The 21324-nt window shown below is 37.0% G+C and carries 14 protein-coding genes; 5 read left to right on the top strand and 9 right to left on the bottom strand.

The genetic code is table 11. From position 1 onward, the window contains the following. Positions 1 to 140 precede the first annotated feature (140 nt). Positions 141 to 914: a hypothetical protein gene (locus tag ABIB40_RS08725; protein ID WP_354358080.1), complete on the top strand. Its 774-nt coding sequence runs from the start codon at positions 141 to 143 to the stop codon at positions 912 to 914. Between the two features lie 74 nt (positions 915 to 988). Here ABIB40_RS08725 and ABIB40_RS08720 read toward each other — a convergent pair whose 3' ends face one another. The 3 genes from ABIB40_RS08720 to ABIB40_RS08710 form a co-directional block, all read right to left on the bottom strand. Continuing rightward, positions 989 to 2377: an arginine decarboxylase gene (locus ABIB40_RS08720; RefSeq protein ID WP_354358078.1), complete on the bottom strand. Its 1389-nt coding sequence runs from the start codon at positions 2375 to 2377 to the stop codon at positions 989 to 991. Positions 2378 to 2534: 157 nt separating this feature from the next. After that, positions 2535 to 3290 carry a polyprenol monophosphomannose synthase gene (locus ABIB40_RS08715; RefSeq protein ID WP_354358076.1) on the bottom strand — a complete coding sequence of 252 codons (756 nt, stop codon included), beginning with the start codon at positions 3288 to 3290 and terminating at the stop codon, positions 2535 to 2537. Between the two features lie 104 nt (positions 3291 to 3394). After that, positions 3395 to 4060, bottom strand: a complete 666-nt coding sequence (locus tag ABIB40_RS08710; protein WP_354358074.1) for an ABC transporter ATP-binding protein — start codon at positions 4058 to 4060, stop codon at positions 3395 to 3397. Between the two features lie 110 nt (positions 4061 to 4170). Here ABIB40_RS08710 and ABIB40_RS08705 point away from each other — a divergent pair, with 110 nt between their 5' ends. Further along, entirely contained in the window at positions 4171 to 4401 is a 231-nt protein-coding gene (locus ABIB40_RS08705; RefSeq protein ID WP_354358072.1) for a hypothetical protein, read from the top strand. After that, complete coding sequence (locus tag ABIB40_RS08700; RefSeq protein WP_354358070.1) at positions 4388 to 4810, top strand: putative toxin-antitoxin system toxin component, PIN family; 423 nt, start codon at positions 4388 to 4390, stop codon at positions 4808 to 4810. Before ABIB40_RS08705 ends, ABIB40_RS08700 begins: the two co-directional genes overlap by 14 nt. Positions 4811 to 4936: 126 nt before the next feature. On the opposite strand, the gene ABIB40_RS08695 is transcribed toward ABIB40_RS08700, so the two are convergent. The 5 genes from ABIB40_RS08695 to ABIB40_RS08675 form a co-directional block, all read right to left on the bottom strand. Further along, positions 4937 to 7318, bottom strand: coding sequence for an ABC transporter permease (locus tag ABIB40_RS08695; protein WP_354358068.1), 2382 nt, complete (start codon positions 7316 to 7318; stop codon positions 4937 to 4939). A 270-nt stretch (positions 7319 to 7588) separates the two neighbouring features. Then, a complete protein-coding gene (locus ABIB40_RS08690) occupies positions 7589 to 10039 on the bottom strand; it encodes an ABC transporter permease (RefSeq protein WP_354358066.1) in 2451 nt (816 codons plus the stop codon). A 263-nt stretch (positions 10040 to 10302) separates the two neighbouring features. Then, positions 10303 to 12729, bottom strand: a complete 2427-nt coding sequence (locus ABIB40_RS08685; protein WP_354358064.1) for an ABC transporter permease — start codon at positions 12727 to 12729, stop codon at positions 10303 to 10305. Positions 12730 to 12864: 135 nt separating this feature from the next. After that, positions 12865 to 15231, bottom strand: a complete 2367-nt coding sequence (locus ABIB40_RS08680) for an ABC transporter permease (RefSeq protein ID WP_354358062.1) — start codon at positions 15229 to 15231, stop codon at positions 12865 to 12867. Positions 15232 to 15415: 184 nt separating this feature from the next. Continuing rightward, positions 15416 to 17833, bottom strand: a complete 2418-nt coding sequence (locus ABIB40_RS08675; RefSeq protein WP_354358060.1) for an ABC transporter permease — start codon at positions 17831 to 17833, stop codon at positions 15416 to 15418. Positions 17834 to 17974: 141 nt separating this feature from the next. Between ABIB40_RS08675 and ABIB40_RS08670 the strand changes: the two genes are divergently transcribed. Both ABIB40_RS08670 and ABIB40_RS08665 read left to right on the top strand, forming a co-directional pair. After that, positions 17975 to 18187, top strand: a complete 213-nt coding sequence (locus tag ABIB40_RS08670) for a hypothetical protein (protein ID WP_354358058.1) — start codon at positions 17975 to 17977, stop codon at positions 18185 to 18187. Beyond that, the gene (locus ABIB40_RS08665; RefSeq protein WP_354358056.1) at positions 18177 to 18581 is read left to right on the top strand and encodes a PIN domain-containing protein; all 405 of its coding nucleotides are present in this window, start codon (positions 18177 to 18179) and stop codon (positions 18579 to 18581) included. Before ABIB40_RS08670 ends, ABIB40_RS08665 begins: the two co-directional genes overlap by 11 nt. Before the next feature lie 278 nt (positions 18582 to 18859). Here the strand turns inward: ABIB40_RS08665 and ABIB40_RS08660 are convergent, their stop codons facing one another. Beyond that, positions 18860 to 21232 (bottom strand): ABC transporter permease, encoded by a 2373-nt coding sequence (locus ABIB40_RS08660; RefSeq protein ID WP_354358054.1) that lies wholly within the window; start codon positions 21230 to 21232, stop codon positions 18860 to 18862. Positions 21233 to 21324: the final 92 nt, after the last annotated feature.

Genomic DNA, 21324 nt, shown 5'->3' with positions numbered 1-21324 from the left:
TAAAGAAATGAATAGGATACTATGTTCTATTGAAGTTTAGTGAGAAAATATAGATACGCTTGGGAAATGTAAAGGTTAATAAAAATTAGGAAATTAATTTTTTTATCTTCGTGGACACACACATTTTGAAATCAAAGTTTATGAAAAATTTAAATTATGTTCTCGTGGGCTTAATCCCACTTGTCTTCTCCTGTAAGAAGGAAAAACCTACAGCTCCAGTAGTAGAAAAACCCACAATCGAAAAAGTAACTCCCTATTTAAAAGACAGCATATCTTTTAAATTAGACGGTGTTAGTTTTGTAAGTACGGAACTTGGTGGAAATGGGATTGGTAATAGTGGAGTAGACGTAAAGCCTTATGATAAAGAATTAGTTGGTAGGCGCTCTTGGGGATCTATAGGGAATTCACACCTATATGGCGAGCCGGATTCTTTAATGTACTCCGTTTACAAGGAGCTAAATCTTAGCCCTGGTTCGGTAAAGATCACTTTTGCAAAAAAATTCAATCAAAATGAATTAACATTATATAGTAATCCGGTCTGGGCTTACCCTGACAATGCAAGCTTATTTTCTACAGGCATGAAGAGATTCGCAACGGATTATACGATAGAACAAAATACTGATGGCATAGTGATGGATTTTTGGACTAGAAACTATCCGGTTGGATTGACTTCTTATGTGCCTGGTGGTTCCATTTTACGTAAAGTTAATCTGGGCACAGCTTACATACAAAAGGATTCTAAATTTGAAGTTATCAAGTCAGAAAAAATAAATGATAAATATTTGCTTGTGCAAGCGAAATTTGAACTGAATCTTTACGATGAATCAGGAAAAAAGTATAGGGTTACCGACGGTTTTTATCAAACTATAACTTTTTATAAATTGCATGTTGCTAATGGTTCTTTCGCACCATAAGCAACGAGAATTATTAAACGAAAAAAGCGAAATCATTACGATTTCGCTTTTTTTTATGACTGAATTTTGGGGAATTAATAACCCAATATCTTCAACACTTGTTTGCTATTCTGCTCTTCTCCAAACACTTCGAAGTTAAAACTTTCGTCTCTATTTCTACGGATAATGACGTGCTTTGGACTAGGCAACAAGCAATGGTGGATGCCGCCATAACCGCTTAAAACTTCTTGGTAAGCACCGGTGTTAAAAAAGCCAAGGTATTGCACTTTGCGTGTTTTTGGCATAAATACACTGTTCATGTGCGCTTCTTGATTGTAGTAATCCTGTCCGTCGCAGGTAATGCCACCAAGGTTAACGCGCTCATATTCTGAGTCCCAATTGTTTATGGGCAGCAAAATGTATTTTTGATTTAATGCCCAAACATCTGGCAGATTGGTAATGAAAGATCCATCCAACATCAACCATTTTTCGCGGTCGTTTTGTTGCTTTCTACCTAATACTTTGTACAAAATACCAGATGCTTCGGCAACCGTGTACTTTCCAAACTCTGTAATGATGTTTGGTTCTATCACTTCGTGGATGGCACAAATTTCTTTAATACGTTTTACAATTTCGTGTACCATGTATTCGTAATCGAAATCGAAGACCAAAGAATCTTTAAAAGGCATGCCGCCGCCAATATCTAGCGTATCTAAATCTGGATTTATTTTTTTGAACTTGCAATAAAGCGTAACGTATTTCTCTAACTCGTTCCAATAATAAGGAGTATCAGAAATACCAGAGTTGATAAAAAAGTGTAATAATTTAACCTTGAAATTTGGATTGGGAAGAATTTTATTGTTGTAAAAATCTATAATGTCTTCCATCCTAACACCCAAGCGAGAAGTATAGAACTGAGAATCTGGTTGTTCTTCTGCTGCAATGCGAATACCTAGGTTGCATGGTGTGTCCATTTCCACTTCATCATCAAAAAGGTTAAATTCCTCTTTGTTATCCAAAACGGGGATTATGTTTTTAAACCCATCATGCAACATATCAATAATATACGTTTTGTATTGGTAGGTTTTAAAACCGTTACAAATGATGGTGGTATCCTTTGTCAACTTACCTTTTTTCTCTAGCGCGTCAATCATCGGCATATCAAAAGCCGAAGAAGTTTCCAGATGGATGTCGTTTTTTAAGGCTTCTTCTACAATGTGCTTAAAATGCGAGCTTTTGGTGCAATAGCAATATTTATAATCGCCGCGATAATTGTTTTTTAAAATTGCGGTTTGGAAAAGAATTTTAGCTTGCTGAATTTTCTTGGTAATCATGGGCAGATAGGTAAAACGTAGGGGAGTACCGTAGGTTTCTATCATTTCCATCAGGTTTAAATCCTGAAAATAAAGTTCATCATCGATAACGTCGAAGCCTTCTTGTGGAAAACCAACGCTTAGATCGAGAAATTCTGAGTAACTCTGCATGTATTGTTATAAATTTTTTGCAAAAGTGTAATTTAAAATTGAGATATGGTTTAATTTTCGGTTAAATTTACGGTAAAATTGCTAGCAGGTAACGATTTAAAACTTAATTGTTTTTTCAAAGAAAATTAAATGACGTACCTAAAAATTATGGAGGTATTTATTTTTTTCGATCGTAGTTTCTAAACCAGCTGTTCACTTTCATTTGGATTACTCCCATAAACGCTTCTCTAAAAATACCCGTGCTCATTTTTGACGTTCCCTCTGTTCTATCGGTAAAGATAATGGGCACTTCTATCACCTTAAAACCATATTTTATGACGGTATATTTCATTTCAATTTGAAAAGCATAGCCCACAAATTTTATTTTGTTTAACGGAATGGTTTCCAACACAATTCTACGATAGCATTTAAAACCCGCCGTGGCATCTTGAATGTTAATTCTAGTAATAGTGCGTACATACATCGATGCGAAATAAGACATCAGCACCCTGCCCATTGGCCAGTTAACCACATTTACGCCTTTTACATACCTAGATCCAATGGCCAAATCTGCACCCGGTTCTCCGTTTTCGGTTTTAGGTAAACAAGCTTCGCGCAAGCGCAAAAGGTCATCTGGGTTGTGAGAGAAATCGGCATCCATTTCGAAAATATAAGCGTAAGCTCGCTTTAAAGCCCATTTAAAACCATGGATGTAAGCTGTACCCAAACCCTGTTTCCCGGTACGTTCTTCTAAAAATAGATGTCCATCATATTCATTTTGCAGCTGCTTTACAATATTGGCCGTACCATCTGGCGAGCCGTCATCGATAATGAGCACATGAAAAGACTGCGCTAAGGAAAATACTTTCCTAATAATCTTCTCTATGTTTTCTTTCTCGTTGTAGGTTGGAATAATGACTAAGCTATCTGACACGTTAGGGAAATTTTGCCACGAAAATATGAAAATTTAATAAGAAATTTTAATTTGCCAGTCCATGGGATTTTGTCGTCCATCATAAAACCTTTGCCCATGCATCGCTAAAATTCTATTTTCCCATCCATTAGGTTGATAATTCTGGAACCGTATTCTGCATTTTTCTCAGAATGCGTAACCTGGATTACGGTAACGCCTTCTTCATTAAGTTGTTTAAACAACTGCATAATCTCTTCTCCCTGCTTGCTGTTCAAATTGCCCGTCGGCTCATCGGCCAAAATAAGTTTAGGTTTACTGATCAACGCCCTGGCAATGCCAACAATCTGTTGCTGCCCGCCGCTTAATTGTGCAGGGAAGAGGTCTTTTTTGCCCACAATGTTAAAGCGATCTAACATATCAGCAACCATTGCTTTGCGCTCGCTACTTTTTACATCTTGGTAAAGCAATGGCGTTTCTATGTTTTCATAAACGGTAAGTTCGTCTATAAGATGGTACGCTTGAAAAACGAAACCTATATATTGTTTGTATAGCCGGGTGCGCTGCTTTTCTTTTAGTCGATTGACGTTTTCATGGAGGAAATGATATTCTCCCTCATTAAAATTATCGAGCATACCAATCACGTGCAGCAGGGTGGATTTTCCCGAACCAGACGGCCCCATAATAGAGATAAATTCTCCTTCTTCTATTTTAAGGTTGATGTCTTTTAAGAGGAAAATCCTATTTCCGCCAGAGTTTACCCATTTAAAGATGTTGCTTAGTTCTAGTAACATATTGATTTACGATTTTTGATTTACGAATTACGAATTGGCTGATTGCTGATAACTGACTGCTGAATTCCGATTGCTAATTTGTATATTTGATTTGAATTAAGTTTTGTAAAATGGAACGTATTGTTATTGAAGTTGAAGATGAAGTTGCTAAAAGATGGAACTTGTCGTCGCGCCAAATGAAAGATAAAGTTTCTCAAGAAATAAATGTTAGGATAGCTAAAGAGCTGATGGCAGATTCTAAAGAGGAATTTAAACTTTTTTTGAGTGACCTTGCCGGTAAGATGAAAAAAAGGGGACTTACGGAAGAGATTCTTAATGATATTCTTAATGATGCAGAATGATTTCTTTGTTTTCGATACAAATACTATTATCAGTGCCGCACTTATAGAGAACACAATTAGCAATGAAGCGATCGTCTTAGCAATTAATAGTGGAAAAATTGCTGTTTCAATTTCAACTTTAACAGAGTTGGCAGAAGTTTTATTTCGAAAAAAGTTTGATAAATATTTTGTCGATGACGAAGAGAGATGGAAAGCGGTGTCTAGGATTGAACTTAATTCTAAAGTTTTTGTGCCAACTATTTCTATTACCGATTGTCGCGATCCAAAAGACAATAAATTTTTAGAACTAGCTGTTGCCTCTAACGCATCCTGCCTCATTACAGGCGACCAAGACCTCTTAGTTTTAAATCCTTTTCGGGATATTGCTATTTTAAACGCTGCAGATTTCATTGATAAGTTTAGGGTTTAGGTGATGGGTTATTAGTTTATAGGTGTTAGGTAATGGTTAGGGGTTAGAAGTTTAGGGTTCAGTTTGTAAGCTCCTTATTAATGTCTGATAACTGATAACTGACTGCTGACAACTGATTCCCCATTTCTACTCCTTCAATTTCTCCGCAGGCTTAAATCCAATTGCTCTAAATATTTGCAAACAGACTGTAAGTGCAACTATAATAAACGAAAGCAATAGCGCCATTACAAACGGCACAACAGATAAGTCGACTCGATAAGCGAAGGTTTGGAGCCATTTATTTACAAGAACAAGGGCAACAGGCCAAGCAATAATATTCGCAATTAAAACAATGTAGAAAAAAGGTTTGCTTAAAATTATCATTAACTGGCCTTTATCTGCACCAAACACTTTTCTAATCGCAATTTCTTTCATCCTTAATTTTATGGACTGAGCTGCTAGAGAAAAGAAGCCTAATGCGGAAATAAAAATTGCAAGTCCGGTAAAAAAACCGACTACTGCTTTCAATTGCTCCTGTTTTACAAAGAGTTGCCCGTATAATTCATCGAGGAAATGATAGTTGAAATTTTCGCCATCTAGCTTGTTGATGTCTCTCCACTCGCGGTTTAAAGTTTTTAAAATCGTGGGGATGGCGTTATTTTCTGCACTAATCATAATTTGTGTTTTCGCAAGTCCGCAATGATCATTCATCAGATAAATAGTAGGCTTAACGTTTTCTTCAAACCCATTGGCTTTTACATCTTTTATTACGCCGATAATTTTATACGCTCCTCCACATCCATTTATGGTGTTTCCGATGGGCTGGGTTAAATTTATCGCCTTTGCCGCTGCTTCGTTTATGATCGCATTGGTAGAATCTCCGGGTAATGTTGAATTAAATACATGACCTTCCTTTAAACCAATGTCTAATGTTTTAAAATATCCGTAGTCAACGGTAATTGTGTTCATTGAAAATGCTCTTTCTCGAAAATTATATTCATGCGAAGCAGGAAAAATTCCACCTGGTACGTTCGAGGCAACAGTAACGACTTTCACACCTGGCATCGCTTCAATCCTATTTCGAAGAGACACAAAAGTTTTCGGGTTGTTGTATAGCGCAAGATTATCTATGTAAATAACCTGTTTGGCTGAAAAGCCAGGGTTTTCTGTTTTCATATATGTTACCTGTTGATTAATCACCATCAATGTGATTGCAAAAACAATCGCGCAGGTAAACTGTAGTACCGTTATCGATTTTTTGAGCAAAGAAAGCTTTCCGCCTATAGAAAACTGGTCTCCTCTCAATACTTCAGCAGGTTTAAAACCTGCCATAACAAGCGATGGATAGATGCCCGCTAAGGCGGTCAATAATATCAGCGTTAGCAATACCTGAAAAATGATTTGAGTGTTGATGCCAGAAATTAACAAATTAACTTGTAATAATTGATTGAGAAAAGGGAGTGCCGCAACTACTAAAATACCGGCGAGAATTAAGGCCACAAAGCACTGCGCAAAAATCTCTAACATAAATTGTGAGATGATTTGTTTTTTGCCGACGCCGTTTACTTTTTTAACACCAACTTCTTTTGCTCGTTTATTGGCCTGAGAAATATAAAGATTCGTGAAATTGATGCCAGTGATGACCAAAATAATAATTGCCAGCAAGCTTAAGCTCTGCACAATTTGATTATTTACAGAAGAGCCATAATGCGGTTTAAGATGAAGATTGTTTAAGGGGTCTAAAAAAATTGTAGAAGTTGTGGTTTGTTTAAGTAATTGTTTTGCGACATTACTAGTGTCTGCTTCTGCCGCTTCACGATATATCATGTCAATCTTCTTTGAAAGGAGCGGTATATCCGCATTAGGTTTTACCAATAAAAAGGTTTGATAAATTTGAGTGGCATAGCTTTGGTCTTTTCCAGAAGCGAGGTCGGCGGAGAAACCGATGCAATCGAACTTCAAGTTTGTATTGCCTGATTTGTCTCTTACCACTCCGGCCACAGTAATTGGCATTCCAGATCTTGCCATCATGTTTGCCGTTTTATTAACAATAATGCTGTCTTTTGGGAAAAGTGCTTTGGCGGTTTTTTTTGATAGCAAAACAGTAGGAGTAGAGCTGTTTGGGTTCAACTTGAATCCTTTTGGCTGAATGTTTAAAATTTTAGCGATCGAGTAATCTGCGCCAGTCCATTTCTTGATTAAAAACTTTCCAGACGGCGTGTAAAAAGGAATCTGAAATAGTGCAGTATTCATTCTGCCCACTTCCTCCACTTCTGCACATTGGCTTTTTATGGCTGCGGCCAACAGGGCGGGCGTGTAGGGAGATGTTCCATTGGGCATCTCTCTTTCAACCAAAAAGATTCGATTAATATTTTTGTTCGATTGATCATAATTCTTTTCATGATTTACATACAGGGCAACAAAAATAAACGCGGCCAAACCTAACGCGAGGCCGAGAATATTCAAAAGGTTGTACCATTTACCCTTTAGAAAACTGCGTATTGCTATTTTAAAATCTAATTTGTTCATTGGTTGGGAATTAGGTAATAGGTGTTAGGTTGTAGGGGTTAGGTTTGAGGTAATAGGAACAAGGACTAAGGAACAAAGAGCAAAGAAGATGAATTTCTGATAACTGATAACTGACTGCTGACAACTGACTTCTGATAACTCACTTCTGATAACTCACTTCCGACTTCTTTTCCATTTTTTCTTTATTAACTTCTGTTTTTATCTGCGTTAAGGTTTTAGCTATTTAAACGAATGAACGACTTAGCAACTAATCGACTTAACCTCTAAATTTTACTCACTTCGCAGACTTTTTACCGGATTTTCATTTGCTGTTTTTATAGTTTTAAAACTCATGGTAAGCAAGGCAATCAAAATCATCCCAACACCACTTATTAAAAATAGCCACCAGCTAAGCTCCGTTCGGTAAGTAAAGTCAGAAATCCATTGGTTAACGCCCCACCAAGCTATGGGTAAAGCAATGATGAAAGCCAATCCTACCAAGGCCAAAAAATCTATACAAAGCAGTTTAGCCAGTTGGATTACCGATGCTCCCAAAACTTTTCTTATTCCAATTTCTTTGGTTCTTTTTTCTGTAGTGTAAATTACCAATCCCAATAATCCCAAACAACTTATAACGATGGATAATCCGGTTGCCCAATTTAAGAGCATCGCCATACTCGTTTCGCTTTTATAGAACTTTTTAACGGCGTTATCTAAAAAAGTGGGCTCAAAATCTTCAGTTGGATAAACTTCTTTCCAAGCCGCATTTACTTTTGCAATGGTCTCGGCCCAATTTTCGGGATGGTCTTTTTGCAGCGCAAAGTGGATGAACTGAAATTGGCTAAACCGTTGTCTACTCCAGTCACCAATCAAGGCCATTGGTTCTATACCCGAACGTAATGAGCGTTGGTTAAAATCTGCAACAACGCCGACTATGGGATTATGCTGATTGCTATTTCCATCAAAAATCGTTTTTCCGATAGCATCTTGTGGATTTTTAAAACCTAAAGTGCGCATCGCAGCCTCGTTAATCACAAACTCTTTGGTCGTATCAGAAATTAGATTTCTGCCTGCCAAAAGCTTAAGTTGATAAAGGTTAAGATAGCTTGTATCTCCGTAGAGAAACTGTAATTCTGTATGGATTTCTTTTTTACCATCTGCAAAGTCGATATCGGTGGAATGAATATTTCCAGATGCGGGCGCATTTCCTCCTAAACTTGCTATGGAAACTTGCGGAATGGCTTTTATTTTTTGTAGTAAAAGTTCTCTTTTGTTGAGGTCTTTGTCTGCCCAAGGAGTTCTCACATACGCAATCGCGTCGGTTTTAAATCCCATGTCTTTGTGCAATAAGTAATGAATTTGCTTTCCTACCAAAAGCGTTGCCATGATGAAGACCTGAGCAATTACAAATTGAAAAACTGTTAAAGATTGCCTAACTCTGGATTTTCCCTCCCCTGGAATTGCTTGACCTTTTAATACGGAGATTGGCTTAAATCGAGTGAGGACAACCGATGGATATAATCCCGGGATAGAGACTACAAGAACCAATAGCATTACATACAACGCAACTACCGGATTTAACAGTAGGCCAAAAGTTAATCCTTCAGGAAGGAAATCTGCAAATACTTTGAGTAGAAACGCCACCAGTAACAAAGAAAATAATGCTGCTAAGAGAGTCAGAAAAAACGTTTCTCCCATAAATTGGAACATTAGCTGTTTTTTAGAACTTCCTAACGTTTTGCGAACACCAATTTCTTTTGCCCTTTGCGTTGCTTGAGCTGTGTTAAGGTTGATAAAATTGATGCAACCTAAGAGCAACAGAAAAGCTGCTGCAAGAATTAGGCTCGTTAATACTTTTTTGCTGGCTTGTGATTGGTTAAAATCAAATGTGCCGTAGTTAGCGTCAAAATGCATATCGCTTAAGGGCTGCAAATGGAAATTTCTTGTTGAGCCATATTTTTTTGCGTCCGCAGATTGATGTTTTTTTGCTAAAGCCTGAAATTGCTTCTGTACACTTGCCTTGCTATTTTTGTTATTTAATTTTATGAACAGTTGTGTTGAGGAGTTAGTGCTATTCCAGTTGTCGCTCGTAAAATCTTGTTTAAATTCGGTCTGCAAGCCAGTTTTTAAAGAGATAAATTCTTTACAATTAAAATCGGTCCTTTGCGTAAGGTCTGCAACAATTCCTACCACTTTGGTGGTCACAGAGTCATTGTAAATTAATGTTTTGCCAATTATTTGGGTGGGATTTAGTTTTGGAAAGTATTTTTCGGCCCTGCTGGCGGTTAAAACCACTTCATTCGGATTTTCTAAAGAAGAAGTTGGGTTTCCCGCTAGCCATTGATAATGAATTAATTTAAAATAATTGCCATCGGCATAGATTACAAATTCAGGATTTTTGAAAGTGGTTTCAGCGATTTTGTTCTCCACTTTATTGGGCTCAGCTAGAAAAAATGTGCTGGCCGTTTCCACTCCGGTCATGCCGTCTTCAACCGGTTTTGTAAGCGGCAACGCTACTCCTCGATTATAATCTACTTGCCCCTTGGTTGTATAATTAGTGGTAATGCGATAAATAAGGTCTCCGTCTTTATGAAAAGTATCAAAGGTGCTTTCGAAATAAATCATCATACCAATGATCATCGTAGCACTAACCCCGATAGAAAGACTAATGATGCTGATGAGAGAGAATAATCTGTTTTTCCAAATGTTTCGCCAAGCGATTTTTATATAGTTTTTGAACATTTTTGTTAGGTGTTAGGTGTTAGGTAATAGGAATTAGGATTATAGGTATTAGGAGCAAGGAATAAGGAGCAAAGACCAATGACTGCATGCCTAACAACTGACTGCTTATCACTCATAACTGACAACTGATTTCTGACCTCCGATCTCTTTTTCATTTTATCTTTATTTAATTTCTATCTAAATGAATGAGCAACTAGACGATTTAATGTCTAACCGCCTCAACGTCTGAACAACTTATCGCCTAACCGCCTAAACCCTAACTTCTACTCACTTCTCAAACTTTCAACCGGATTTGCCAATGCGGCTTTTATGGCTTGGAAACTTACGGTTGCCAATGCTATGAGTAAAGCGATTATTCCGGCTAAGGCAAAAATCCACCAACTTAAATTAGTACGATAGGCAAAACCTTGCAGCCATTTTTGCATGGCAAACCATGCAATTGGTGTGGCGATTACAATAGAGAGCAATACCAGTTTGACGAAATCTGCGGAGAGTAGTGCGGTAACATTTGTTACGGTTGCGCCCAAAACTTTGCGGATGCCGATTTCTTTGGTGCGTTGTTCGGCAGCATAAGTAATCAATCCAAACAAACCTAAACAGGCTATTAAAATCGCAAAAAAAGCGAAGGTGATAAAAATCTTACCCGTTTGTTGTTCTGATTGATAAAGATGGTTAAAATCTTCATCCATAAAAGAATAGATGAAAGGCTGACCCGCCATAAGTTCTACCGCATGGTATTTGCTTTCTATTTGGCTAACCACATTTGATATATTATTACTCTTGATACGAAAAGCAAACCGATCTCCGTATTTGGACAGACGGAACACAATAGGAGCAGTTTTATGTTGCATCGACCCTGCATTAAAATCTTTTATTACACCTATAATTGGTAGGGCTTTTATGTTTTTACCCTGATCAGAATCGTACAGTTTTTCTTTCAGAGGATGATTAAAACCCAACATTTTGGCTGCAGCTTCATTAATCAAGATCGCTCCGGAATCGGTAGGCAACTGGGTCGAAAAATTTCTTCCTTGCGCCATCGTCATTCCTAAAGTCGAAATATAGTCTGCATCCACATTCCATTCTGCTATCGTTACGGTTTGACTTGCATTCATGGAGGCATCTTTAGAAAAAGCATCTGAGTTTTCAACTGCAGCTGATGTTGGTAAAGTATTGGTTCGAGTTCCGGCTATAACTCCAGGAATTTGTAGCACTTCATTTTTAAATGTTTGTGCATGATTGCCCATCGAATACACGTTTTTTAAAACCAAAACCTGTTCTCTATTATAGCCGAGGTTTTTATTTCGAATGAAATTTAATTGATTGTAGATTACGAGGGTACTTACAATTAATATAATTGCAGTTGTAAATTGAAAAACCACTAAACTATTTCTTAGCCAACTGCCTTTAAACCCCGTAGATAGTTTTCCTTTTAGCACCTTTATTGGTTCAAAAGAAGAAAGGAAAAAAGCAGGATAGAGTCCGGCCAAAATGCCCACAACAGTCGTGATGAGCAGAAGGGAAGGCAATAGGAATTTTTTAGAAAATAAACCTAGCACAATTTCTTTTCCTGCCAACTGATTAAAGTAGGGTAAAAACAGTTCGGTAATTAACAAGGACACAATCAACGCTATAAAACTGGTTAAAACAGATTCTGTTAAGAACTGCATCACCAAGCTGTAACGGCCTGAGCCTAAAACTTTTCTAATCCCAACTTCCTTAGAACGGCCTGCAGAGCGGGCAGTAGAAAGATTCATGAAATTTACACAGGCAATCAACAGGATAAAAATAGCGATAACAACAAAAATATAGACGTACTGACTGCTTCCAGATGGTTCTATTTCGTTCGTTAAAGTAGAGTGTAAATGAATTCTAGCTAGGGGAATAGAACTGTATTTGAAAAAATCTCCTTTTTTTTCGAGGTCGTTAAAATTGCTGTGAAAAGTGTTTTGAAGTTCCGGTTCTGCATATTTTTTTGCTACCTCTTTTAAATAACCATCAAGCGTTCGCTGATTTGTTCCAGAACTAACAAGCACATAAGTTGAGTAATTATTGTTTAGCCAAAAGTCTGAACGACCGTCCTCATCACCAACAAAAGATCTGATAAAATTAAAATGCAAATGAGATTGGGCAGGCGTGTTTTTAATTACGCCAGTAATGAGGTAAGGCGTGGTATTGTTAACCTTAAGCGTTTTGCCAACAACATCGGTACTGTTAAAGTATTTTTTTGCAATGGATTCTGAAATTACCATGGTATTCGGCTGGTTCAGAGCGGTTTTTGGATTTCCAGAAATCATTGGTAAAGTAAAAACGCTGAAGATATTTAGATCCGCGAAGAAAGCATTATGCTCAACCAGTGTTTGATTGTCTTTTTGCACCAGCATATCGCCGCCGCCCCTGATACGAACTGCTTTTTCAATCGCTGGATAATCGTTCATTAAAACGTTTGCCATAGGCGCTGGCGTTACATGATGTTTGAATTCGCTCCCATTCAAACGAATGTCTGTGTTGATCCGATAAATTCGATCAGCTTTCGTATTAAATTTATCGTAACTCAACTCATCCAAAACAAACAAAGTAATCATGAGGCAAGTTGCTAAACCAATTGCCAATCCGAAGATGTTGATAGCAGCGTAACCCTTATTTTTCCAAAGGTTTCTAAACGCGATTTTTATGTAGTTTTTTAACATTTTTGCTAGGTTTTAGGTTATGGTTAGGGGTTAGAAGTTTAGGGTTTAGTTTGTAAGCTCCTTATTAATTTCTGATAACTGATAACCGATTTCTGACCTCCAACTTCTTTTCCATATTGTTCTAAATTCTAATCTCTACTCACTTCTCAAACTCTTAACTGGATTTGCCAACGCCGCTTTAATCGCCTGGAAACTTATGGTAATTAACGAGATAAGTATTGCAAAGGAACCAGCTATTGCAAATACACTCCATGTTAATGTTACTTTGTATGCGAAGTTTTCCAGCCAAGCATTCATAATATACCAAGCAACTGGTGTAGCAATTAAGATGGCCAGCAGAATAAGTTTTACGAAGTCTTTCGCTAGGAGCTTTACAACCCCTTCTACACTTATTCCCAATGCTTTTCTAACACCAATTTCTTTTGTTCGTACTTGTGCAGTATATGTTGATAGGCCAAATAACCCTAAACAAGAAATAAAGATGGTAATGCCGGCAAATATGTTGAACAGTAATCCAGTGCGTTGTTCGCTTTTATACAAGCTGTCGAATTTATCATCCAAAAAGTTATACTGAAAGGAAAAATCTGCATTATAGTTATTCCAATTTCCTTTTGCTGCTGCAATTACTTTAGGCAAATCTTTTCCTACTGTTTTAATGTAAATCTGTCCATATTTTTTTTGATGATTATAAAAAATAACTGGCTTTATTTTACTGCGCATCGATTCAAAAGTGAAATCTTTTACCACGCCTGTAATTGTTCCTGTTGTTTGCCAAAGCCTTATGCGCTTTCCAATAGGGTTCTTTAATCGCATTGCTGCAACTGCTGTTTCGTTTAAAATAAAATGAGTCGAATCTGATATACCACCTTTAAAATTTTCGCCGTCCGACAGTTTCATTTTGAAAAAAGGAATAAAGTTTTCATCAACATTTATGGTGTTCAACATCACCGTTTCTCCATTTTGTTTGCCGTCCCAAGCATTGTCTCCGGTTTGTTGCCCAAGGTTAATGATGTCACCACTCGCCCAACTAATATTTGTAACACCTGGCTGCTTTAATAAATCGGTGCGAATTGCTTGGAGATGTGGCGCCATATTTCTCATTGGCATTGTTAATACATTCTGTTTATCATAACCCAATTGTTTAGATTGAATGTATTTGAGTTGATTGCCAATAACAATTGCACCTGTTATCAAAACAATTGAACAGGTAAATTGAATAATTACTAAAGCTTTTCTAAATAATGCCGTATTTACGTTTGCAGATATCTTTCCTTTTAATGCTTTTATTGGTTCGAAAGACGAAAGTAAAATGGCAGGATAAATGCTAGAAATAATTAATGTGCCTACGATGCATGAAACGAGCATAAACCAAACTTGAACATTTTCAAAATTGATGACGATATCTTTACCTGAAATCTGGTTGAACAAAGGCAATAAAAGATAAACCAATACCAACGAAATAATTACTGCAAGAACGAAGAGCAGCGTTGTCTCAATTATAAATTGTAAAAATAATTGCCATCTTTCTGCTCCAATAATCTTTCGTAGGCTTACTTCTTTTGCTCGCATCATTGAGCGCGCTGTTGAGAGGTTTACATAATTAATGCACGCAATAATTAAGATGAGAATGGAAATAATCATAAACATATTTACCGTACTTGCTCCACCTTCACTTCCATCGCTGCGGTAAAGATGAACTTTGCTGAGCGGAAGCCAAACATAGCCGACATCGGTATCGTCGGGCTTAACGCTTAAATGGATGTCGCGTAATTTTTTTGCAAACCCTTTAAACGAAAAACCCGGCTGTAGTTGCAAATAGGTGTCGAAATCAAACTGCTTAAAATCATTCGAAAGATTTTGACCATCTGTATTGCCTTCATATCTTTTCTCGGCGAGTAAGCTCATGGGGAAAATCATGTCGCCTTGTATGCTAGAATTCTTCGGAAAGTCTTTAACAATACCGGTAACTTTAAAATTTGTGCTATTATCTGCAATAATAATTTTGCCAATTGCATCATCATTGCCGAAAAATTTGTGTGCAGTAGTTTCTGTAATTATAACAGAATGACTGTCAAAAAAAGGCTTTGATGCATTTCCTTTAATGATAGGAAAATCAAATACTGAAAAAAATGAGGCATCGGTAAAGAAATTTCTCTCATCACTAAAAGACTTGTCGTTGTACTTATATAGCGCATAGAATTGATTTCCCGTTATACGCACAACATCTTTGATGCCTGGTATTTGTTGTTTCGCCATAACGCCGATAGGTGCAGCTGTATGAGTCCACAACTGCCTATTTGCACCAGTGGCAACCATATTCTCTATCTTAATAATGTTCGGGGCATTCTTATTGAAGCTGTCGTAGCTATGTTCATCTTGTATCCATAAGAAAATTATAATTCCAACAGTTAAACCCAAGGTTAATCCTGCGATGTTAATGGACGAATAAAACTTATTTTTCACTAAGTTTCGCCATGCGATTTTTATGTAGTTTTTTAGCATTTTTTTTCGGATTTAGTGTGTTTGTGCATTACTCTTCTCTGACTTCTGATAACTGATTTCCGACCTCTTTTCCATTTTATTCTTTATTAATTTCTTAGTTAAGGCTTTATCTATCTCAACGAATGAACGACTAACCGACTAAACAACTGCCCGACTTAACGTCTAACCGTCTAAACCCTAACCTCTACTCACTTCTCAAACTCTTAACTGGATTTGCCAGCGCAGCTTTTATGGCTTGGAAACTTACTGTAGCGAGCGCAATCGCAATCGTAACTATTCCAGCCGCGACGAAAAACCATGCGTTTAAGTGAATGTGATAGGCGTAATCGTTTAACCAATTGTTCATCATCCACCATGCTACAGGGGTGGCGATAAGTAGGGAAATTAGCACCAGCTTTATAAAATCTTTGCTCAACAAAAATACAATAGACGCTACGCTTGCTCCAACTACTTTTCTAACGCCAATTTCTTTGGTTCGCTGCCGTACAATTAATAAGGATAAAGCAAATAGCCCAATGCAACTAAGCACAATGGCAATTACTGCACCGCTGCTTATAATGGTGGTCATTACCCGTTCTCTTTTAAATGTTCTATCTATATTTTCATCTAAAAAAGAACCTTGAAATTCTGCGCCGGGCTCAATCTTTTTCCATGTATTTTGCACAGCCTCAAAAGCATTTGCCAATTGTTGAGGTTTGGCTTTTATATAAACATATTCCAAATCCCAATCGCTTTTCATAAACAGGGTGATGGGTGCAATTTGGTTATCCAAACCTTGAAAATTGTAGTCTTTTATAACGCCGATAACCGAATATTTTACAGAGTCGTCCATCATAAAACTTGCATCTAAGGGATTTTTCTCCTCCAATTGTTTGGCCATGGTTTCGTTTACCACAACGCTTAGGCTGTCGCTGCCAAAATTCCGGCTAAATGTTCTCCCTTTTATAAGCTTTACATCGAGTGTTTGTAGGTAATCGTAATCTACAATTAACATATTTGTTTTAAGATTAAATCCTTTATAATCAACACCTAATACGCTAGTACTCATGCTGCCATCTTTTCCTCTGCCCAAATTATTATCGGCTGCGCTAATGCTTTCTATACTTGCATTTCCTCGCAACTCATTTCTCAACCGCTGAACATCTAGGCGATTATTTTCTCTGCCGTTTAGCGGGAATGAAAAAACTTCGGTTTTATTGAAACCAAGATTTTTGTTCCTCATAAAGTTTAGCTGGCTCCAGAGAATCATCGTTCCGCTGATCAATAAAATGGCGAAACAAAATTGAATCACGATTAGCACACTCCTCAAATTGTTTCTTCCACTAATGGCCACCTTACCTTTTAAAGTTTGCAAAGTTCCTAACCGGCTTAATACTAAAGCAGGATAGCCACCGGCAATAAGTGTAATTGTTAAAAAGCCTACTAAAAAGAAGATGTCCACTTTGAGAGACAAGATTGCGGCGAAAGAAGCTTGGGTATTAAACAGTGTTTTAAATTGGTTTAAAAGGGTGTTGCTAAGTAAAAAACCTATTGCCATTGCGATGGTAAAAACCATTAAGCTTTCTCCCCAAAATTGAAAGAAAAGCTGTGTTCTATTTGCGCCTAGTGTTTTTCTCATTCCTATCTCTTTTAACCGATTTACACTAGTGCCTATGCTCATATTAATGAAATTAATGCACGCAATAAACAGAATAAGAAATGCGACCCCTAGAATTAAATACGGATAAAATTTAATGATAACTGCTTTGCCGTTTTCATATTTAGCAAAGTGTGCATCTGCAAAACTGATTAAATGTAGTTGCTGAAGCTGGCCATTTTCATCAGGCTTTATGCCCATGTCCTTTCCATCTTTTATATCTTGCAGATAGTGTAGGTTAAGAAAAGCCCTAGAACTTCGCTCAAATTTTTCGACCGTCGTTTCGGGATTTAACTGTACATAAACTGCATGGTTTTTATTGTTCCATTTGTCCAGATTTTCGGCATAGTCTGGCTTATTGTCAAACCTTATAGCGATGTCAAAATTGATGCTGCTTTCTGGGTTGAAAGCATCTAATACCGCCGTAACTATAAAAGGTTGCTCTTGTTTATTTAGGTTCAACTTTACAGTCTTGCCGATTGCATTCTCTTTTCCGAAAAGTTTTTTTGCTGCTTTGGCACTTAGTATAACATCATTTTTTCCTTTAAGCAACATGTTATGATTTCCCTCAGTAACAGGAAATGAAAAGATGGAAAAAAAGTCTGGGTCTACACTTACCATATCTAGGTTTAACTCTTTGTTTTTGTACAAAGCCAAGATGCCCGATTGAAAAAATCGAGTAATGTTTTTTACAGCTGGTAGTTCTGTTTTAAGCGCCGGCGCAAAAGGAACTGGAAAGCTATTAGATGCCTCAGGCCCCGCTTTTTTTGTTTGTTTTGTGGTGTATAATTGATAAATATTAGCGCTGTTACCGTGGAATTTATCTAAAGAAAGGTCAAAAAGTGCGGTCATGCACAGCAAAAGTGCTATGCCAAAAGCAACAGAAAGGCCGATTACATTAATGAGTGTAAGAGACTTCTGTTTCCACAAATTTCGCCAGGCAATTTTTATGTAGTTTTTTAACATCGTGTTTAACTGTTGAGGATTAATTATTAATGATTAAGTGTCAATGGTTAATGTCTCGTACTCATCCGATTTCTGACCTCCAATTTCTTTTCCATCTTAGAACTGGTTTTTAATAAGTAAAACATTGACTATATTTGAATTATGTATCACGAAATCATCATACCTAGTGCCACAAAACAGACTATACAATTTCCAGAAGAATTTGTGGGGAGGCAAATTGAAATAATAGCTTTTCCTGTAGAGGAGAAAATTAGAGAGGTAATAAATAGAAATAATGCGCTCGATTTTTGGAAAGCGAATAGTATTGATATGAGCAATTTTAAATTTAATCGTTCTGAAGCCAATGAGCGATAGTATTTTTCTCGATTCTAACGTTGCTTTATATGCTTTCGACCATGGCAGTTTAAAAAATAAGGTAGCATTGGCCTTGCTTGAAACCAGACCCATTATAAGTACCCAGGTAGTTTTAGAAAGCGTTAACATTTGCCTTAAAAAATTTAAATTTAGCAAAGAAATTTCCTTTGAGCACGGTGCACATTTAATGAGCATTTGCTCGTTAGTTTTAATAGATGCGGGTACAATTAATTTAGCTTTTGATATTTCCATTCGATATCAGTTTTCTTATTGGGATAGTTTAATTATTTCATCTGCAATCCAAAATAGATGCAGAAAACTTTACTCTGAAGATCTTCAACATAATCAGGTTATCAACGAAAGCCTTACTATTGTCAATCCTTTTCTTACATAACTGATTTGCAATTTTTTAGGTATTAGCTGTTGGGTTTGAGGAACAAAGATTAAAGATATAGTGCTTGCTCAACCACCCCTGGCCCCTCCTTGAAATAAGGAGGGGACTTGGATTTACGATTGCTGCAAACTGACCGCTGATAACTGACTTCCGACCTCTTACTTCCATTTTCGACTTCTTTTCCATTTTCTTCTTTATTTAGTTTCTTTTTTAATCTGAGTTAAGACTTTAGCTATTTAAACGAACGACTAAACGACTTACCAGCTAAACTCTAACCTCTACTCACTCCTCAAACTTTTAACTGGATTAGCCAAGGCGGCTTTTATGGCTTGGAAACTTACTGTTATTACTGTTATAAAAATTGCAAGTAGTGCCGATAATACAAAGACATCCACACCAATTTTTATGCGATAGTTGTAATTCATTAACCAACCATGTAAAAAATAATAGGCAATAGGAGATGCAAGAAGGCAGCTTAAAAAAACAAGCACGATAAAATCTTTTGATAATAAGAACCAAACTTGCGAAACCGAGGCACCTAATACTTTCCGAATGCCAATTTCCTTTTTGCGTTGCTCTGCCACGTAGGCTGCTAATCCAAAAAGACCCAAGCAAGAAATAAATATGGCGAGCCCAGCAAATAATCCGGAAAGTTTTCCAATGAGTGTTTCCAGTTTAAATTTTGCGGCGTAATTTTCATCAGCAAATGAATAATCGTATGGAAAAGCAGCGTCGTATTTATTAAAAATCGAAGTGAGCTGGCTTATGGCATCTTGTGTCTTAATACTTAACGCAAGCTTATATAGCATAACTTCTTGTGGTTCAGAACTGGAATAAAACATAGTGGGATCGGGAGATTTAAATGGAGAAATCATTAAAGCATCTTTTACCACGCCAGTAATGGTAAAGTCTCTACCTCGAAATTTTATTTTCTGATTTATTGGGTTTTTTATCCGCAACCTGCTAATTGCAGCCTCGTTAAAGACTACACTTGTAGAATCATAACTACCAGAAAAATCTCTGCCTTCCTTCATAATCATTCCAATGGTTTTAAAATAATCTTCAGACACATAAACTCCTCCCATCTCTACCGTTTCTCCAGCTTTTTTTCCAGGCCAATAATCAATATCTGTATGCCCATTTACATCTGTTGCTGGTGTAGATGCTGTGGTTGCCGATGTAATAATCCCCTTTTCTAACAACTCGTTTTTAAGTGCGGAATAGTTTTTAGAAAGACCTTCATTCATATTTGTTGACAGTAACCGATTTAAATTATAACCTAGTGGCCTATCTTTTGCATAATTTATTTGCTGATAAATGATTACAGTGCTTATAATTAATGCAATGGAGCAACTAAATTGGATAACTACTAGAATCTGCCTAGAAAGCGAAGACGACTTTCCAGTTTGCCTAACTCCTTTTAAAACTTTTACCGCATTGAAAGAAGAAAGATAAAAGGCAGGTTTGCTTCCAGCAAGCAGCGCTGTAACTAAAACACAGCCAAGCATCGATAACCAAAAGATACCGCTTGAATAGGGAATGGTTAAGTGTGTTTCTGTAAGGGTATTGAACCATGGCAATGCCAGTTGAACAAGAATTAGTGAAAAGCCAAAGGCAATTAAGGTAAGCAGTAATGCTTCGGCGAGGAATTGAATGATTAAATCTACGCGCTGAGAACCAATCGCTTTTCTAACACCAACTTCTTTCGCTCGTTTTTCTGATCTAGCTGTGGTAAGGTTGATGAAATTGATACAGGCAATTATCAAAACAAATATCCCGATAATCGAGAACATATTTACGTAGGTTAAAAAGCCAGCGGTGTCTTTTCCATTTATATAATTGGAATATAAATGCCAGCGCTCCATAGGTTGTAGTGTAACATAAGAACTCATTGCGTTAATATTATCTGTCTCGGTATGCTCGATATCTCTGATTTTAGAAGCCAGTTGGGCATTGGAAATCCCAGGTTTTAGTTTTACGAAAATCTGGAGATTGTTGATACCAAAGGTTTGCTCTCCGTTTATTTTTGCTTGCGGATTAACCTGTTCGCCATAAGTAGCAGGGACCACAAAATTAAAATTGAGAGTCGAGTTCTCGGGAATATCTTTTATTACTCCGGTTACTTTTAAATTGTTCGTGTTATCAAAACGAACCATTTTGTTTATCGGTTCTTCATCTCCAAAAAGTGCCTTTGCCATAGCTTGTGTAAGCACAATGGAATAGGCGTCTTTAAAAGCGGAGTTTGGGTTTCCTTTGATAAATGGATGTTGAAATATTTTGAAAAAATCGGTTCCAGCTATTACGCCACTTTTGTAAAATTTCTTTTCTCCCACCATTAAACAGTGTTCAGCCATCCAGTCAGATTGGGCTACATATTCTATTTCTGGAATTTGATTTCTTAGAACATTGGCAAGCTTTAAGGATGTTGTTTGAAAAGTAAGGGTATCGCCATTGCTGTTAAAATTGCGCTGTACGCGATAAACAGATTCATGGTTAGGAAGGAATTTATCATAACTATATTGATAGTGTACCCAAAGCCCAATTAATAATGCAACGGCCATGCCTGTAGCCAGTCCCAAGATATTCAAAGCACTGTAGCCAAATGTTCTTACAATGTTTCGCCATGCGGTTTTGAAGTAGTTTTTTAACATTTTTTTTAGCGATTAGGGATTAGGGATTAGGTACGAGGTAATAGGGTATAGGTACTAGGAGTAAAGAACAAGGAGTAAAGATTGTACTTTCT

The organism is Pedobacter sp. UYP30 (assembly GCF_040547165.1).
Lineage (GTDB): Bacteria > Bacteroidota > Bacteroidia > Sphingobacteriales > Sphingobacteriaceae > Pedobacter.
The sequence above is the reverse complement of the archived record's forward strand: the minus strand, read 5'-3'. Positions and strand labels throughout refer to the sequence as shown.

Bases quoted from the DNA above. Each gene is read 5' to 3' on its own strand.
- ABIB40_RS08675 (WP_354358060.1), bottom strand. From the start codon at position 17,833: ATGTTAAAAAACTACATAAAAATTGCCTGGCGAAATTTGTGGAAACAG.
- ABIB40_RS08690 (WP_354358066.1), bottom strand. From the start codon at position 10,039: ATGTTCAAAAACTATATAAAAATCGCTTGGCGAAACATTTGGAAAAAC.
- ABIB40_RS08665 (WP_354358056.1), top strand. From the start codon at position 18,177: ATGAGCGATAGTATTTTTCTCGATTCTAACGTTGCTTTATATGCTTTC.
- ABIB40_RS08725 (WP_354358080.1), top strand. From the start codon at position 141: ATGAAAAATTTAAATTATGTTCTCGTGGGCTTAATCCCACTTGTCTTC.
- ABIB40_RS08660 (WP_354358054.1), bottom strand. From the start codon at position 21,232: ATGTTAAAAAACTACTTCAAAACCGCATGGCGAAACATTGTAAGAACA.
- ABIB40_RS08695 (WP_354358068.1), bottom strand. From the start codon at position 7,318: ATGAACAAATTAGATTTTAAAATAGCAATACGCAGTTTTCTAAAGGGT.
- ABIB40_RS08680 (WP_354358062.1), bottom strand. From the start codon at position 15,231: ATGCTAAAAAACTACATAAAAATCGCATGGCGAAACTTAGTGAAAAAT.
- ABIB40_RS08700 (WP_354358070.1), top strand. From the start codon at position 4,388: ATGATGCAGAATGATTTCTTTGTTTTCGATACAAATACTATTATCAGT.
- ABIB40_RS08685 (WP_354358064.1), bottom strand. From the start codon at position 12,729: ATGTTAAAAAACTACATAAAAATCGCGTTTAGAAACCTTTGGAAAAAT.
- ABIB40_RS08670 (WP_354358058.1), top strand. From the start codon at position 17,975: ATGTATCACGAAATCATCATACCTAGTGCCACAAAACAGACTATACAA.
- ABIB40_RS08705 (WP_354358072.1), top strand. From the start codon at position 4,171: ATGGAACGTATTGTTATTGAAGTTGAAGATGAAGTTGCTAAAAGATGG.
- ABIB40_RS08720 (WP_354358078.1), bottom strand. From the start codon at position 2,377: ATGCAGAGTTACTCAGAATTTCTCGATCTAAGCGTTGGTTTTCCACAA.
- ABIB40_RS08710 (WP_354358074.1), bottom strand. From the start codon at position 4,060: ATGTTACTAGAACTAAGCAACATCTTTAAATGGGTAAACTCTGGCGGA.